Origin of the sequence: Candidatus Epulonipiscium viviparus (genome assembly GCF_030708075.1) — a bacterium.
Taxonomy (GTDB): Bacteria; Bacillota; Clostridia; order Lachnospirales; family Cellulosilyticaceae; genus Epulonipiscioides; species Epulonipiscioides viviparus.
Map to the genome: position 1 here is coordinate 2,829,446 of NZ_CP117982.1, position 15,216 is coordinate 2,844,661.

At 36.8% G+C, this 15,216-nt stretch carries 16 protein-coding genes; 13 read left to right on the forward strand and 3 right to left on the reverse strand.

Going from position 1 to position 15,216, the window contains the following annotated elements; translation table 11 throughout:
• Positions 1 to 157: 157 nt before the first annotated feature.
• From PCY70_RS12090 to PCY70_RS12115, 6 genes are all read left to right on the forward strand, one after another.
• Positions 158 to 1,441, forward strand: coding sequence for an MBOAT family O-acyltransferase (locus PCY70_RS12090; protein ID WP_323132702.1), 1,284 nt, complete (start codon positions 158 to 160; stop codon positions 1,439 to 1,441).
• A gap of 101 nt (positions 1,442 to 1,542) precedes the next feature.
• On the forward strand, positions 1,543 to 2,436 hold the full coding sequence (locus tag PCY70_RS12095; RefSeq protein WP_305767525.1) for a chemotaxis protein CheV: 894 nt from the start codon (positions 1,543 to 1,545) through the stop codon (positions 2,434 to 2,436).
• Positions 2,437 to 2,610: 174 nt separating this feature from the next.
• On the forward strand, positions 2,611 to 5,871 hold the full coding sequence (locus tag PCY70_RS12100; RefSeq protein ID WP_305767526.1) for a hypothetical protein: 3,261 nt from the start codon (positions 2,611 to 2,613) through the stop codon (positions 5,869 to 5,871).
• Between the two features lie 166 nt (positions 5,872 to 6,037).
• The gene (locus PCY70_RS12105; RefSeq protein WP_305767527.1) at positions 6,038 to 6,628 is read left to right on the forward strand and encodes a hypothetical protein; all 591 of its coding nucleotides are present in this window, start codon (positions 6,038 to 6,040) and stop codon (positions 6,626 to 6,628) included.
• Positions 6,629 to 6,715: 87 nt separating this feature from the next.
• Complete coding sequence (locus PCY70_RS12110) at positions 6,716 to 8,203, forward strand: sulfatase family protein (RefSeq protein WP_305767528.1); 1,488 nt, start codon at positions 6,716 to 6,718, stop codon at positions 8,201 to 8,203.
• A gap of 9 nt (positions 8,204 to 8,212) precedes the next feature.
• Entirely contained in the window at positions 8,213 to 10,246 is a 2,034-nt protein-coding gene (locus PCY70_RS12115; protein ID WP_305767529.1) for a DUF6259 domain-containing protein, read from the forward strand.
• Positions 10,247 to 10,320: 74 nt separating this feature from the next.
• On the opposite strand, the gene PCY70_RS12120 is transcribed toward PCY70_RS12115, so the two are convergent.
• Genes PCY70_RS12120 through PCY70_RS12130 form a run of 3 tightly spaced genes read right to left on the reverse strand, consistent with a single transcriptional unit; the run spans position 10,321 to position 11,250 of the window.
• Entirely contained in the window at positions 10,321 to 10,677 is a 357-nt protein-coding gene (locus PCY70_RS12120; RefSeq protein WP_305767530.1) for a DUF2085 domain-containing protein, read from the reverse strand.
• A gap of 12 nt (positions 10,678 to 10,689) precedes the next feature.
• Entirely contained in the window at positions 10,690 to 10,986 is a 297-nt protein-coding gene (locus tag PCY70_RS12125; RefSeq protein WP_305767531.1) for a zinc ribbon domain-containing protein, read from the reverse strand.
• A 12-nt stretch (positions 10,987 to 10,998) separates the two neighbouring features.
• The gene (locus tag PCY70_RS12130; RefSeq protein WP_305767532.1) at positions 10,999 to 11,250 is read right to left on the reverse strand and encodes a zinc ribbon domain-containing protein; all 252 of its coding nucleotides are present in this window, start codon (positions 11,248 to 11,250) and stop codon (positions 10,999 to 11,001) included.
• Between the two features lie 435 nt (positions 11,251 to 11,685).
• Between PCY70_RS12130 and PCY70_RS12135 the strand changes: the two genes are divergently transcribed.
• From PCY70_RS12135 to PCY70_RS12165, 7 genes are all read left to right on the forward strand, one after another.
• Entirely contained in the window at positions 11,686 to 12,147 is a 462-nt protein-coding gene (locus tag PCY70_RS12135; protein WP_305767533.1) for a ribosome maturation factor RimP, read from the forward strand.
• Positions 12,148 to 12,162: 15 nt separating this feature from the next.
• Entirely contained in the window at positions 12,163 to 13,449 is a 1,287-nt protein-coding gene (gene nusA / locus PCY70_RS12140) for a transcription termination factor NusA (protein WP_305767534.1), read from the forward strand.
• Positions 13,436 to 13,681, forward strand: coding sequence for an RNase P modulator RnpM (gene rnpM / locus PCY70_RS12145; RefSeq protein WP_305767535.1), 246 nt, complete (start codon positions 13,436 to 13,438; stop codon positions 13,679 to 13,681). Before nusA ends, rnpM begins: the two co-directional genes overlap by 14 nt.
• On the forward strand, positions 13,682 to 13,999 hold the full coding sequence (locus PCY70_RS12150; protein WP_305767536.1) for a L7Ae/L30e/S12e/Gadd45 family ribosomal protein: 318 nt from the start codon (positions 13,682 to 13,684) through the stop codon (positions 13,997 to 13,999).
• Positions 14,000 to 14,299, forward strand: coding sequence for a hypothetical protein (locus PCY70_RS12155; protein ID WP_305767537.1), 300 nt, complete (start codon positions 14,000 to 14,002; stop codon positions 14,297 to 14,299).
• An 11-nt stretch (positions 14,300 to 14,310) separates the two neighbouring features.
• Complete coding sequence (locus tag PCY70_RS12160) at positions 14,311 to 14,460, forward strand: hypothetical protein (RefSeq protein ID WP_305767538.1); 150 nt, start codon at positions 14,311 to 14,313, stop codon at positions 14,458 to 14,460.
• Positions 14,461 to 14,479: 19 nt separating this feature from the next.
• On the forward strand, positions 14,480 to 15,216 hold a 737-nt coding region (locus PCY70_RS12165), incomplete at its 3' end, for a hypothetical protein (RefSeq protein WP_305767539.1).

Consider the following 15,216-nt stretch of genomic DNA (forward strand, 5'->3'; position numbering starts at 1 on the left):
CGTTAATCCTCCAATGTGTTTAAAGTAGTTGTCCCATAGTAAAATGTGGTGTAAAATAAGTCTAAAATGAATGTGTGGTGATTAAATGATTTTTGCAAGCATGACATTTTTATTTGTATTTTTGCCAATTGTATTAATAGGATACTTTGTTTTGCCGATGCGGAATATCTTTATATTTTTGGCGAGCTTATATTTTTATGCTTGGGGGGAGCCTAGCTATGTGTATCTAATGCTATTTAGCATATGTTTCAATTATATCATAGGGCTTTGCATTAGCGATAGAAAAGAAGTTTTGGTGACGGGAGTATTTTTAAATTTGCTGATTTTATTTGTGTTTAAATATGAAGGGTTTATAGTAGAGAATATAAATCATTTACTAGATATAAATTTGCCGAGCATGAATTTGCCGTTGCCTATTGGGATCTCATTTTTTACGTTTCAAGCTATTTCGTATTTAATAGATGTGTATCGAAAAGATGTACCGTCGCAGAAGAATCCAATTAATTTGGGGTTATACATATCGCTATTTCCACAGCTTATAGCAGGACCAATTGTGCGCTATACAGATATTGAAAAGCAAATCAATCAACGTAGCATTACATGGGCTCAAATCGATTATGGCGTAAAGCGTTTTATTGAAGGTCTGGCAAAAAAAGTAATTTTGGCTAACAATTTTGCGATCATATCGGAGGCCGCATTTGCAAGTGATAACCTTTCAACCAGCTTTGCATGGCTTGGAGCAATTGCGTATACATTGCAAATTTATTATGATTTCTCGGGGTATAGCGATATGGCAATAGGGCTTGGAAGAATATTTGGTTTTACATTTGCAGAGAATTTTAATTATCCGTATATTGCGAAGACGGTGAGTGAATTTTGGCGCCGATGGCACATCTCGTTGGGTAGTTTTTTTAGAGATTATGTATATTTTCCGTTGGGAGGATCTCGCGTAAGCAGAGGTAAATTGCGCCGTAATTTATTTATTGTGTGGGCATTAACAGGGCTATGGCATGGTGCGGCTTGGCAATTTTTGGCATGGGGGATGCTATATTTTATATTAATTTTAGTAGAAAAAGAGTTAAAGCCATACTTTAACAGTAAAATCTTTAGTTTATGTTACCAAATTTATACGATGTTTTTTGTGATAATTGGATGGATAATATTTGCGCAAGAATCGTTGACACAAGCAATGGAGTATATTATAGTGATGTTAGGAGCTGGAGATTTTATTAGTTTGGAGTTTTATCGATACTTAAATAATTATTACGTATTGCTTATCATAGGAATAATATTTACAATGCCGGTGGCGCCGATGTTAAAAAATAAATTGAAGCCTGTTGCAGAAATTATTTCTCCAGTTGTCTACATAGCTATATTTTTGTCATGTGTATCATATCTTGTAATAGGTGCACATAATCCTTTTATTTACTTTAATTTTTAAAATGTGGAACAAGTAGTCGTTTTTATATTAAATTAACTTGAAAAAAATTCAAAATTTGGTATAATGAAGAAGATAACTAATTACTAAAGGAGGATTTATTAATGAGTGAGATATTATTAAATGCAGGAACTGGAGAAGTGGAAGTAGTTGAATTTATTGTACGCGGAAAGCATTATGCAATAAATGTTTTAAAGATTAAAGGAATTGTAACAATAGATGAAGTTATGCCTTTTCCAAATACAAGAGAAGAAGTAGCTGGTCTTACAAATGTAAGAAATGAAATGGACGTTGTAATTGACTTAAGTTTTGTTTTACACAAAGTACATACTCAAGATTACAAGAAAGCTCTTGGTTTGCTATGCGAATTTAATGAAACCAAAGTGGTATTTTTGGTTGACCAAGTAAATGGCATAAGGCGAATTGGTTGGAATGATATTAAACAAACTACAAATATTAAGGCAGAAACATTAAGTATAGGTAGTTTGATGTTGGATGAAACAATTATAATTTTGCTAGATTTTGAAACAATCACTATTAAAGCTGGTATAGGAAATATGTGGGAAGCCGGAACAGTTTCAGAAGATACCATTGTAAGTAGACAAGAGAAAATTATGGTTGTAGAAGACTCAAGAGCAATAAGAGAGATGTTAAAATGTGTGCTAGAAGAAGCAGGATTTTCAAATTTAAAATTGTTCGAAAATGGACAACTTGCAAAAGACTATATCTTTGATTTAAAAGAAAAATTTGGGGCTAAGTTTAGGCAACAAGTGGATTTGGTTATAACTGATGTTGAGATGCCGATATTAGATGGGTATAGTTTAACGCGTGCTATTAAAGAAGATGACACGTTAAAAGAGCTTCCGGTTATTATTTTCTCATCATTGATTACAGAGGAGTTACAACATAAAGGGAAAGAATTAGGTGCAGATGCTCAGCTTAGTAAACCGTCTATGAATGAGCTTGTGAAAGTGATCAATATGTTTTTTGGAAAGTAATATAGTTTAGGGTGTGTAGGTATTTTCTATACACTCCATTTTTTTGCGCAAAAATCTAAGATTAGAAAATTACCTTGACATGAGTTAAAAAATATGGTTGAATTTAACTGTCAGATTTTTACAATATATCGGAATATAGAAATATCGAAATATAAAATAGAAAGGAATGGATTAATGGGAGAAGTTAAATTTAAGTTTTTGGAAAGTACATTGAATGTTTCTGTTCAAAGAGATAACTATGTACAGGTGTATAAGAGATATGAAGAGTTGGCATATGAATTGATTCAATCGTTTATTGTGACATATGAGCCTGAAAACGAAACTGATGCATATGAAAATGCGCTAGCGCAAGGATATGCAGTATTAGACAAAGCTATCGACAATGCTGTAGAGTGGTTACAAGAATTGGGAGTAGAAAAACTGGATAAAAAAAGCTTTTGCAAAAATTATTATGAAGAGTATAATACATGGGCCGACGACATAAAGAAAATAAAAGTTTTTGAAAAGTTGCTAGAAAGTCTAAAAACAAATATCAGACAATTAAGTTATTCAGTGATGAACGTGCTGAAAAATATAAAAAAATGGGAATTTGATTATGTGACAGTAGAAGATAGGGCAACTGCAGAACTGCTGATAACAACCTTAAAAGCCGACAATCTAGAAAGTACTATTATGACAATCTTTGCATTAGATCCGTTTAATATAGATCTTTATGCTTATATTATAGAAAACGAAATAGATAAAAATGGAGATATTGTAGAAATAGCAAAGTATTATGGAGTATATATAGATGACATAGTGAACAAAAAGTTATTATCGTATTTAGAGCCCGCTCTTGATACAGAAGATGCCGCCACTAATGCGAAACTCAAAATTGTCAACAGTATGTTATGCTATAATATAGAAACAAGTATTGCTCTAAAAAAAATTAACGATATATTGGACAAGTTGTTAATCGCGAAGACAAGAACATTTAATAACTATGTCTACGATACGGAAGAGAATTGCTTAGAAGCCAAAATGCAGTACGACTCATTAGTGCAACTTTGCGAACCGTGCGACACAATGAGTAAAAGCGCATTGAAAGCTATGAAAAAGGAAATTTCTGACAAAAAATATGTAGGTAATATTGCAGAGAAATTTATTAACCAAATTAATGACCAGATTGCGAAAATAGAAGACTTGGATCAAGAAGCTGAGACCGTATCTGAGTTATATGTTGAGATTCAAGAATTTTATGATAGCAAAATATCAAATATACTAAAAAAATGTTTGTTTTGTATAAATGATTCGAATGGGGAAAAGTTTGAACAGGCCAAAGGACGGTTTTCTGCAATGGAAGACGAAGAAGTTGTAGTATACTTTAGCGATTCTGGGTGGTCTAGTTCGAGAGATGGCTTCATCATAACGGATAAGAAAATTTATAATAGATGCGCTTTTGCAGATGAATGGGCAATTGCGTTAGATGGGATAGAACATATCGTAATAGATTATAAAAAGATATTGGTTAACAATCAAATATTGGCATGTAGTACGATATCAAAAGATGAATTAAGGAATTTAGTGAAATTTCTCAATTTTGTAATCAATACATTGACCAATGATGAGTTTGAGGATGAGGAAACAATCGATGGTGAAGAAAAACAAGAAAGTACAAAATTTGAAGCAGATGATGATGGAATGGAGTATATGGCGAAATTGGCTATGTCAAGCTTCCTGCAAATAGAAGAAGATGATGATGGAATGGAGTATATGGCGAAATCGGCTATGTCAGGCTCCCCGCAAATAGAAGAAGATGATTATGGAATGGAGTATATGGCGAAATCGGCTATGTCAGGCTCCCCGCAAATAGAAGAAGATGATTATGGAATGGAGTATATGGCAATATTAGCCATGTCAGGCTCCGGACAAGTAGACGTTGAAGAGGGTGTCTGGAAAGCCGAAGCCGAATATTTGGATGCAACATCAGATGAAGAAGACGACGACGAATATTGGGACTCAGTAGCCGATGAAGAAGACGACGAATATTTGGATGCAACATCAGATGAAGAAGACGACGAATATTGGGACTCAGTAGCCGATGAAGAAGACGACGAGTATTTGGATGCAACATCAGATGAAGAAGACGACGAATATTTGGATGCAACAGCCGATGAAGAAGACGACGAGTATTTGGACGCAGTAGCAGATGAAGAAGACGACGAGTATTTGGATGCGATAGCAGATGAAGAAGACGACGAATATTTGGACGCAGTAGCAGATGAAGAAGACGACGAGTATTTGGATGCGATAGCAGATGAAGAAGACGACGAATATTTGGATGCAACAGCCGATGAAGAAGACGACGAGTATTTGGATGCAACAGCAGATGAAGAAGACGACGAGTATTTGGACGCAGCAGCAGATGAAGAAGACGACGAATATTTGGACGCAGTAGCCGATGAAGAAGACGACGAGTATTTGGATGCAGTAGCCGATGAAGAAGACGACGAGTATTTGGATGCAACAGCAGATGAAGAAGACGACGAGTATTTGGACGCAACAGCAGATGAAGAAGACGACGAGTATTTGGATGCAACAGCAGATGAAGAAGACGACGAATATTTGGACGCAACAGCAGATGAAGAAGACGACGAGTATTTGGATGCAACAGCAGATGAAGAAGACGACGAGTATTTGGATGCAACAGCAGATGAAGAAGACGACGAGTATTTGGATGCAACAGCAGATGAAGAAGACGACGAATATTTGGATGCAACAGCCGATGAAGAAGACGACGAGTATTTGGACGCAGTAGCAGATGAAGAAGACGGCGAGTATTTGGATGCAACAGCCGATGATAATGATGATGAAGATGTCTGGCAAGCAGTAGCCAACGACGAAGATATCTGGGAAGCAAGGCGTATATCTGATGATGATATGCCAGTGGTTTTGAAAGATTTATTGCAAAAAAATGTTAATAACAAAAATAATGTAGTGCGTTTAAAAACTCAATTGACTGACACAGATATAGAAAGAATTCAAAATTGCTATTCGAATATGCGATGCAAATCGTTACACCAACGTTTATATAATATAACTAGATTGGCAGATTATCCCAAAAAAATGATGAATGCGAAAAAACAATATGCGCCGTTTAGCGATGGTGAAGAGGTAGTTATACTATATGATGATACCGTGTTTGGAACTGCAAAGTCTGGATTTGTAATAACGAATAAAAATTTGTATAGTAAGATAGTTTTTCAAGCGGCTGTGACAATTCCGCTTATTCATATATCGTCTGTTAAGAAAGAAAAAAATAATATTTTGGTGAATAATACGGTTTTGCCAACAGGGTTGATGGATATAGATGATATGAACGTACTGGTGGATTTTTTAAAATTTATTGCTTCTTGTGTAGGAGAACAAGTGGGCTATAGAACTATAAAAGCATAAAAAATTTGAGGGCTATCTGAGGGTAGCTCCTTTTTTATGGGTCAAGCGCAAATTGCAAAAGAGTACATATAATGATAGTAATCACATTTAATAGGGACTGATGGCTATGGAGAATAAAATAAATTTTTTGAAGCATTTGTGTTTTAGTTTGACTTTTTTGGGGATAATGTTCATTATTATTCCAATACTAGATTATTACAAAGAATCTCCAGCAAGTAATTTGAGTATAATTTGTGGAGTTTTGATGCTTATAGGTGTATTAAAAATATTTTTATATGTTTTAAAATTACAAAAATTGCAATATAAGATTATAGACAGATGGCATTGCGAGAATGCGGAGGTACTAAGTAATAGAAAGTGGAATTATAAGATGTGCAATGTGGGATTACTGCTTATATGTTTATTGCTAGGATTTGGGCTTTTGCCTGGGGATATCAATTTGGGGTTGTTGCTAATAGTTTGTGGAGTGATTATTGCGGGGCAGCAAAATTTGTTGATAGAAGATTACATCGATAGAGTTTCGCATGAAGTGATATTTACAGAGAAGTTTATTTTGTATTATGATGAAATGTATGGAGCCTATAGTGGAAATTATGTTTTGATAAGTATTGAGATTGTAAATAAGCAATTGATATTAGAGTATTTAAGTATTTACAGTGAAGACGATGTAAAAAAAGTGAGTATTGATATTCCGTATGGTTTGGCGGACAATGCGGTGGATTTACATCACAGATATAGTGAAAAGTTTTTGCCGTAGGCCTCGTGAAATGCGAGGCTTTTTTGGCTAGACAAATCGTTTCAAATATTATAAAATATATTGGTAAAAATTTCTAAGGAGGCGTTTATGAGTAAACCAAATATTTTATATATTATGTCGGATGATCATGCGATCAATTCGATTAGTTGTTACGGGTCAATATTAGCGGAAGTATTTAAAACACCAAATTTGGATAGAATTGCAGAAGAAGGGTGCCGGCTTAATAAGTTTATTTCTACCAATTCTCTATGTGTTCCTGCAAGGGCAAGCGTGATGACGGGGCAATATGGAAACATTAACGGAGTGAAAACTTTGGCAGATCACTGGGATAGTACCACTGATGTTAATGTGGCAAAGCTGATTAAGGAGCAGGGTTATCAAACTGCATTGTTCGGAAAGTGGCATCTGCATGATATTCCAAGAGGTTTTGACGAGTATAAGTATTTAGGTGGAATTAAAAATCAGCAGGGAACTTATCGGGATCCAATGTTTTTTGAAAAAGGACAAGAAGGTCTTGTAACTCATAAAGGATATGTAACTGATATTATTACGGATATGACTTTGGATTGGTTGAAAAATCGTGAGGAAGGTAAGCCGTTTTTTGTGATGTGCAATCATAAGGCGCCTCATGATATGTGGGATTACCCTGAAAAGTTTGAACATATTTTTGATGGCATCGAAATTCCAGAGCCAGACAGTTTGTTTGAGGATTTATCTCATAGAAGCGCGGGGTCGTTTGGATATGGAAGCACCGTATCGCCAAAAAGTATGATTTTTCCAAAAACTGGTAAGGCGCACAGCTTATATAAATTTTTTATGGCAGATGATTATGTGACGGGTAAACTCGATTGCGATGAAAATGCTAGTTTCGAGGAGAAAGCTCATAAGGCATATCAGAAGTACTTAAAGGATTATTTGCGAACTGTTGCAGGCATTGACGATTCGGTAAGACAGTTGTTGGAGTATTTGGAAAAAACGGGAGAGATTGATAATACTGTAATTATATATACTTCGGATCAGGGAATGTATTTGGGAGAGCATGATTATTGCGACAAACGATGGAGCTATGAAGAAGGTATTCGCACGCCGTTTTTGATAAGGTATCCAAGCGAGGTAAAGGCTGGTTCTGTAAATTCAGAGTTGGTCGCCAATATTGATATTGCACCGCTGTTGCTAGATTTTGCAGGGGCCAATGTGCCGGCCGCTATGCAAGGAAAGTCTTTTAGAAAAGTTATTACAGGTGAGGAAGATGGCTATGATGCGGTTTATTTTAGATATTGGATGCATTTGGCTCATCATGAGATTCCTTCGCATTATGGAATTAGAACTCAAAATTATAAACTGATTTATTACTATGGTAGAGCGCTGGGTTCAAAGGGTGCTATTGATATACAGACTCCGCAGGCTTGGGAGCTATATGATCTTAAAAATGATCCACTCGAACTCAATAATATATATGAAAAAGAAAAGAATGGTGAGTTGGTTGCGCAGCTAAAGGCGAGGTTGCTAGAGTTGAAGGTGCAATACCAAGATACTGATGATCAATATCCAGAACTATTGCCGTTGGTAGATTAGGAGAATATTATGAACAAATCGTATCATGAAGTGGTAAAGAAGTTGCATTTTGACATGCATACACCGGTCAATATTGAAAATGTTGGAAAAAATTTGGATGTGGATAGCTATGTTGCAGCGATTAAGGCGTCGGGTGCAGAGTCGGTGACGTTATTCGCAAGGTGCGCATATGGGTTTGCATATACTCGTACTGATATTGCGTTTCCTCACCCAAACATGGAGGCAGATGTATTTAAGCTGATTTGTACGGCATTGAGAAAAGAAAATATCGATGTAACGGCGTATATAGCGGCGTGCGTATTGTCTGATGAAGAAGTGGCCAAGAAGGGGTTGCGAGATTGGTTGACTTATAATGAGGATGGCAATTTATATAATCATGGCAAAGACAAGGCTATCAAAAATTATATTTGCCCAACTAGTGAATATTATTATGAGAATTTGTTGCCGTATATAGTGGAGCTTGCCAAAAATAATGACATCAACGCAGTTTGGATTGATGGACTCTATCACGGGCTTAATGAGCCGTGTTACTGCGATCGATGTAAAAAACTTTTTATGGAAGAAGTTCCTCAGGCCAATGCTGATATGACTAGTATGGCTAGATTTAGGTGGTCTAACAATATTATTTATAGGTTTTTGGATGATGTAGGCAAGGAGCTTATGGAAATTAATCCCAAAATATCTGTAGGCGCAGATGTTGTGGGTTGTATTAAGTGGCCTATACCAATTTCAAAAAATACAGGGTTTTATACGTACGATCCACAGCCACCAAACTTAGTGGTCAGTGCAGCGATGAATTTGGCCGGAACTGCTTGGCGTGGCAAAACGATAGATATGAACATTCAAAGAATGAGGTCTTGGCAAGATTTTAATTGCAGAGCACCGCAGACGTTAAAGGCAGAGGCGGCGCTGTGTGCCAGCATGAATAGCATGTTGATTGCAGGAGATATTGTAAAGCCAATAGATATTCAACCAGATATGGAGTCGATGAAGCATATTAGAGCAATGTTTGATTATGGTGAAGCGATTTATCATAAGGTAAAGAACGTACCGTCTTATGCGGATGTTGCAATATTACTGAGTGTTGAGCAAATGAGACTTAATGGTGGCAGATGGGCATTGCAAACCAAATTTATTGAAGGTGCGTATCAGATGGTAACGGAGAATGGATTGACCTCGCATATTTTATATGATGCAGATTTAAAAGAGCATCTGGCTGGATACAGGGTATTGCTAGTTGCGGAGCATGCATATATAGAAAAGTCTGCTGTTGCGGAAATAGAAAAATTTGTAGCAGCGGGAGGAAATTTGGTTGTTGTGGGCACTATTCCAGGGGCAGTGGGTGAATTCGAAAGAGATGATCAGGCTGATACGGCAATATTTGAGAAGTTGTGTGGAGTTACTAGTGCGGGGATGCTCGATGAGCCGATTGCTTATATAAAAATTAAGGACACTATGGCAGAAAAGTATTGGAACTTAGATTTTACTCCAGAAATAGGGGTTTACGGAAAGGCAACTCTTGCGAAAGCCACAACTGCGGTAGTGGAAACGCCGTTATATTATCCTGCTCCTGTTTATCAGATAGGTGCGAGGCCGATTGGTAAAAAGTCGGAGTACGCTGGAATTACAAAGAATAAATTTGGCCAGGGAAATGTCACATATGTAAGTTTGCCAATAGCATTAGATTATATGAAATTTGGCAATTTTATGGAAAAACGGTTATTGGGTGAAATTATAAAAGCGAATGTAGACGCGTATGCACAGCTAACAGGATGTTCAAATTCGATATTGGCCGTTGCCAAGAATACAGAGACGGTTTGCGTGGGTGTTGTAGTTGTACAAAACAATTTGAATAATGAGGGAATGAGAGTTGCAGATGGAACGGGCAAAATAGCAGAAATAAAAGTGACCATAAAGGATGCGCGACCGATTAAGGCAATAGAATCGGTATTAGATGAAGTGAATGTTGCTCAAAAAAATGGGGTGATCACAATAGCGTTGCCACCAACAGATATTTATAACGGAGTAATATTGAAGTTTTAGAACAGCGTTGCGGTAGTTGCAATATAGATAGTAGGTGCTGCAGCAGGTATTATGAGCGCTGCAGCAGTTGTATGTTATTGAACCATTTGACCTAGTTGCTTTCCCAATTCGATTGAAAATAACGCTAAGTGTATTGCGAGCATGATCGCACCACCTCCAAATAGGGCCCCCGTTGTGGCTCGCAGTTTGTTGTTACTTTCGTATGGTCTAAAATACTGAACAGTCCCGTCGACTATCATCGGAATGAGCATAAGAAATGATATTGTGACTGATGGCTGTGCGAAAATACCTATGAAGATAGCAAGCAGTGCTCCAATAATTTCTCCTGTACATCTTGCACATACAGGAAATTGTTTGTCTTTATAGAAAAACGACCTATCGGCTCTTCGGTGACAACCGCAAAGCAGAGCGAGAATATCGTGAAATTTCATTAAGTAAAAATCCTATGCCAGAAAATCAACACTGAGTAAAAATCCAAAGGCTACAAAATATAGTATATATAGAAGTACACCTAAGGCAAATGAAATTAAGGCACCTACACCGGCTTGCTTGGCATTCTTAGGCTTAACATCTTTCCATATTAAAAATAGAACAAGACCAACGACAGGAATACAAAATCCTAAAAATCCATATCCAATACTTCCTGAATCATCTGTTGAGTTTGCTTGAGGCACCCCACATTTGGGACAAATAGTTGCTTCGTCAAATAATTCTGCACCACATTTTGGACAATATTTCATAAAAACTCCCCCTTATAATAAATATAGAAGTACACTTAAGACAAATGAAATTAAGGCACCTACACCGGCTTTCTTTGCATTCTTAGGCTTCGCATCTTTCCATATTAAAAATAGAACAAGACCAACGACAGGAATACAAAATCCTAAAATTCCATATCCAATACTTCCTGAATCAGCTTGTGAGTTTGCTTGAGGCACCCCACATTTGGGACAAATAGTTGCTTCGTCAAATAATTCTGTACCACATTTTGGACAATATTTCATAAAAACTCCCCTTTGTAACAAAAATATTAAATATTATATATAAAAGTATATGTAAGATAAAAAGAATTAAGGCACCTATACCGGCTTTCTTTGCATTCTTTATCCAATACTTCCTGAATCATATATTGAGTTTGCTTGAGGCACCCCACTTTTTTGACAAATAGTTGCGTCGTCAAATAATTCGGCACCACATGGTGAACAGTATTTCATTGAAAATCCTTCGTGTAATAAAAATATTAAATATAAATTATAACAAAAATTGGAAAAAATATCAATACGTGGATGAAAAAAAAGAGTTGATGGCGAAATAAAAAAAATGAATGCCCCCCTTGATTTTTAAAATAAGTTAAGATATAATCGGGGTAATTTAATAAATTCGGCACAGAGAGTGGATTAATGGTCCACTCTTTTTGCATTATAAAAGGAATATGAATTATGGATAAAAACAAAATTATATCGAAAGTTGAGTGTTTGATCTCAGAGACTGTAACAGAAATGGGTCTAGAGCTTGTGGATGTCGAGTTTAAGAGAGAAGGTGCTAATTATTTTTTGAGAATTTATATTGATAAGGAAGGTGGTATTGCCATTGATGATTGCACAAGTGTGAGCCGTGCAATTGAACCCATTTTGGATGAGGCCGACCCAATTGAACCGCCTTACATGCTTGAGGTGAGTTCACCAGGCATCGATAGAATTTTGAAAAAGGACAAAGATTTTTTGAAATATGCGGGCAAGTTGGTGGATGTGAAACTTTATAAACCGGTAGAAGGCCAAAAAGTTTTTCAGGGTGAGCTTGTTGAGAAAGATAATGAAATTATTAAGGTGATGGTTGAAGATCAAATGAAAAGCTTCAACTCAAAAGATATAGTAACTACTCGGCTTGCTATTACTTTTTAGAAAGGAAAAAATTAGATGAATAAGGAATTTATGGCGGCAATTGATGAAATTGTAAAATCTAAGGGGATAGATAAAGAAAAGCTCTTTGACGCAATTGTGCAATCCATTGAAGCTGCTTGTAAAAAGCACTACGGTAACTTGGGAGAAAGCAGACCAGCGATTAAGGTTGATATTAACGAAAAGACTGGTGTTGTTAAAGTGTTTGTTACAAAAGAAGTTGTTGAAGATATGGATGTCGAAAATGATGTGCTTCAAATAGGCTTGTCGGCGGCAAGAGATATTACCAAAAATATTAGCATCGGAGACGTGCTAGATATAGAAGTTACAACAAAAGATTTTGGAAGAATTGCTGCAAAGAATGCTAAAAATGTTGTTTTAAACAAAATTAAAGAAGCGGAACGTCAGATGGTTTATGATAAGTATATCGGGTTTGTTGGAGATATTGTACGAGGTGATCTGAGTAGGCAAGATAAAAACGGCTATATAGTCCAACTTGATTACGCAGAAGCGTCGTTGCCTATGTCGGAAGCGATTGCCAATGAAACATTTGATAATCAAGCGGGTGCGAGAAAAAAAGCCTTTTATGTTTTGGACGTTAAGGATTTTAACCAAAATGAGCAGAAGGGTGTTAAGATGAAGTGGGAGCCGCAGATTGTGGTTTCTAGAACTAGGCCCGAGCTTGTTAAGTGTTTGTTTGAAAAAGAAGTAGTGGAGATTCATAATGGCACTGTGGAAGTTAAGAGTGTGGCGCGAGAAGCTGGCTCCAGAACCAAAATTGCTGTACATTCGTGTAATAGGAATGTGGATCCTGTTGGTGCCTGCGTTGGTGAAAGAGGATGCCGAATTAACTCGGTTGTTCAGGAGTTGAATGGCGAAAAAATTGATGTTATCGAATGGAATGAAGATCTGGTTGAGTTTATCAAAAAGGCACTTAGCCCAGCTGAAGTTTTAGATGTGATAATTGGTGAAAAGGATACTCGAGAAGGAAATAAGAAAAATGCTGTAATAATAGTTCCTGATGATGTTTTGAGCTTGGCAATTGGAATTAAGGGGCAAAATGTGCGTCTTGCTGCTAAATTGACAGGGTGCTGGCTGGATATTAAGAGCGCCTCATCGGTGGGGTATGTTCCAAAACCAATTAAAACTCCGGAAGAAATTGCTGCAGAGAGAGAGGCTGAGTTAGAAGCCGCATATCGAGCCGCGTATGAAGACAATTCGCTTAACGATGATTTGATGGATGACGATTATGCCGCGGACTATCAGCATAGATTAGAAATGGAAAGAAATAATGATACCAATTAGAAAATGCATAGGTTGCGGAAATATGAACCCCAAGGATACGATGATGCGTATTGTTTGTAATAACCAAGGTAATGTGGCGGTGGATTTTTCGTCTAAAATGCCAGGTAGAGGCGCATATGTCTGTAAGAACAGAGAATGTGTTGCGAAATTGATAAAAATTAAGGGCCTAGAGAGGGCGTTTAAGAAAAAGGTGTTGAAAGAAGTGTATGAAATTTTGTTAGGTGAATTATAAATGGAGAAAATATATCAACTTCTTAGTTTATGTCAAAAGGGTCGTAATTTGGTTTCCGGAGAGTTTGCCGTTAGGCAAGCTGTTTTGGATAAAAAAGCCTTTTTGACTATAGTTGCGACGGATGCGTCTAATAATACTAAGAAATTATTCAATGATAAGTGTAATTATAGAAAAATCCCTGTACGAGTATGGGGAGATAGTGACTCAATTGGAAAATATTTGGGAAAAGAACATAGGGTTGTGATTGGTATAGTAAATGAAAAATTAGCGACTAAGCTTGTAAATATGATAGATGATGCAGTAAGGATAGGTGGGTAAATGTCAAAAATGAGGATGCCTCAAGCCATGAAAGACTTGGGAAAAGGACTATTTAGTAGATTTATAGATAAAAGTAATGCAAGTAAAAAGGCAGAAAAGGCCGAAAAACATGCTGATAAAAAGCATATTAACAAAAAGTCTAAAAATAATATGGAACAAGCACCTCGAGCATCTGATGCAATGACTACAATGTCTGCCGAAAAGACGAAAATTCTTGATGAAAAAACGAGAGGTGTAGAGGATGTAGAAGCAGATGAGAATGTAACAGCCGCGGATGTGAAAATACAGATGAGAATGTAAAAGCCACAGATGTGAAAGATGCAAATGAGAAAGCAACAGCCGCAGATGCGAAAAAACAAATGAGAAAGAAACAGCCGAGATGTGAAATGAGAAAGCAACAGCCGCAGATGAGAAAACAGCAAATGAGAAAGCAACAGCTGCAGATGAGAAAAGGCAAATGAGAAAGCAACAGCCGCAGATGTGAAAGATGCAAAAGCAACAGCCGCAGATGTGAAAGATGCAAATGCGAATGCAACATCTACAGATGAGAAAACGACAAATGCGAATGTAAAAGCTACGGAAGTGAAAACGGCAGATGCGAAAACTGAAAATACAAATGTAAAAGCAGCAGATGTGAAAGATGCAAAAGAGAAAGAAACAGCCGCAGATGAAAAAACAGAAAATGAGAAAGAAACAGCAGCAGATGAGAAAACAGCAAAAGAGAAAGCAACAGCAGCAGATGAGAAAACAGCAAAAGAGAAAGCAACAGCAGCAGATGAGAAAACAGCAAAAGAGAAAGCAACAGCAGCAGATGAGAAAACAGCAAAAGAGAAAGCAACAGCAGCAGATGAGAAAACAGCAAAAGAGAAAGCAACAGCAGCAGATGAGAAAACAGCAAAAGAGAAAGCAACAGCAGCAGATGAGAAAACAGCAAAAGAGAAAGCAACAGCAGCAGATGAGAAAACAGCAAAAGAGAAAGCAACAGCAGCAGATGAGAAAACAGCAAAAGAGAAAGCAACAGCAGCAGATGAGAAAACAGCAAAAGAGAAAGCAACAGCAGCAGATGAGAAAACAGCAAAAGAGAAAGCAACAGCAGCAGATGAGAAAACAGCAAAAGAGAAAGCAACAGCAGCAGATGAGAAAACAGCAAAAGAGAATGTAACAGCTACAGATGCGAAAGATGCAAATGAGAAAGCAACAGCCGCAGATGGGAAAAA

Excerpts from the sequence above, each read along its gene's own strand:
- PCY70_RS12090 (WP_323132702.1), top strand. The coding sequence starts at position 158 with ATGCGGAATATCTTTATATTTTTGGCGAGCTTATATTTTTATGCTTGG.
- PCY70_RS12095 (WP_305767525.1), top strand. The coding sequence starts at position 1,543 with ATGAGTGAGATATTATTAAATGCAGGAACTGGAGAAGTGGAAGTAGTT.
- PCY70_RS12100 (WP_305767526.1), top strand. The coding sequence starts at position 2,611 with ATGGGAGAAGTTAAATTTAAGTTTTTGGAAAGTACATTGAATGTTTCT.
- PCY70_RS12105 (WP_305767527.1), top strand. The coding sequence starts at position 6,038 with ATGTTCATTATTATTCCAATACTAGATTATTACAAAGAATCTCCAGCA.
- PCY70_RS12110 (WP_305767528.1), top strand. The coding sequence starts at position 6,716 with ATGAGTAAACCAAATATTTTATATATTATGTCGGATGATCATGCGATC.
- PCY70_RS12115 (WP_305767529.1), top strand. The coding sequence starts at position 8,213 with ATGAACAAATCGTATCATGAAGTGGTAAAGAAGTTGCATTTTGACATG.
- PCY70_RS12120 (WP_305767530.1), bottom strand. The coding sequence starts at position 10,677 with ATGAAATTTCACGATATTCTCGCTCTGCTTTGCGGTTGTCACCGAAGA.
- PCY70_RS12125 (WP_305767531.1), bottom strand. The coding sequence starts at position 10,986 with ATGAAATATTGTCCAAAATGTGGTGCAGAATTATTTGACGAAGCAACT.
- PCY70_RS12130 (WP_305767532.1), bottom strand. The coding sequence starts at position 11,250 with ATGAAATATTGTCCAAAATGTGGTACAGAATTATTTGACGAAGCAACT.
- PCY70_RS12135 (WP_305767533.1), top strand. The coding sequence starts at position 11,686 with ATGGATAAAAACAAAATTATATCGAAAGTTGAGTGTTTGATCTCAGAG.
- nusA (WP_305767534.1), top strand. The coding sequence starts at position 12,163 with ATGAATAAGGAATTTATGGCGGCAATTGATGAAATTGTAAAATCTAAG.
- rnpM (WP_305767535.1), top strand. The coding sequence starts at position 13,436 with ATGATACCAATTAGAAAATGCATAGGTTGCGGAAATATGAACCCCAAG.
- PCY70_RS12150 (WP_305767536.1), top strand. The coding sequence starts at position 13,682 with ATGGAGAAAATATATCAACTTCTTAGTTTATGTCAAAAGGGTCGTAAT.
- PCY70_RS12155 (WP_305767537.1), top strand. The coding sequence starts at position 14,000 with ATGTCAAAAATGAGGATGCCTCAAGCCATGAAAGACTTGGGAAAAGGA.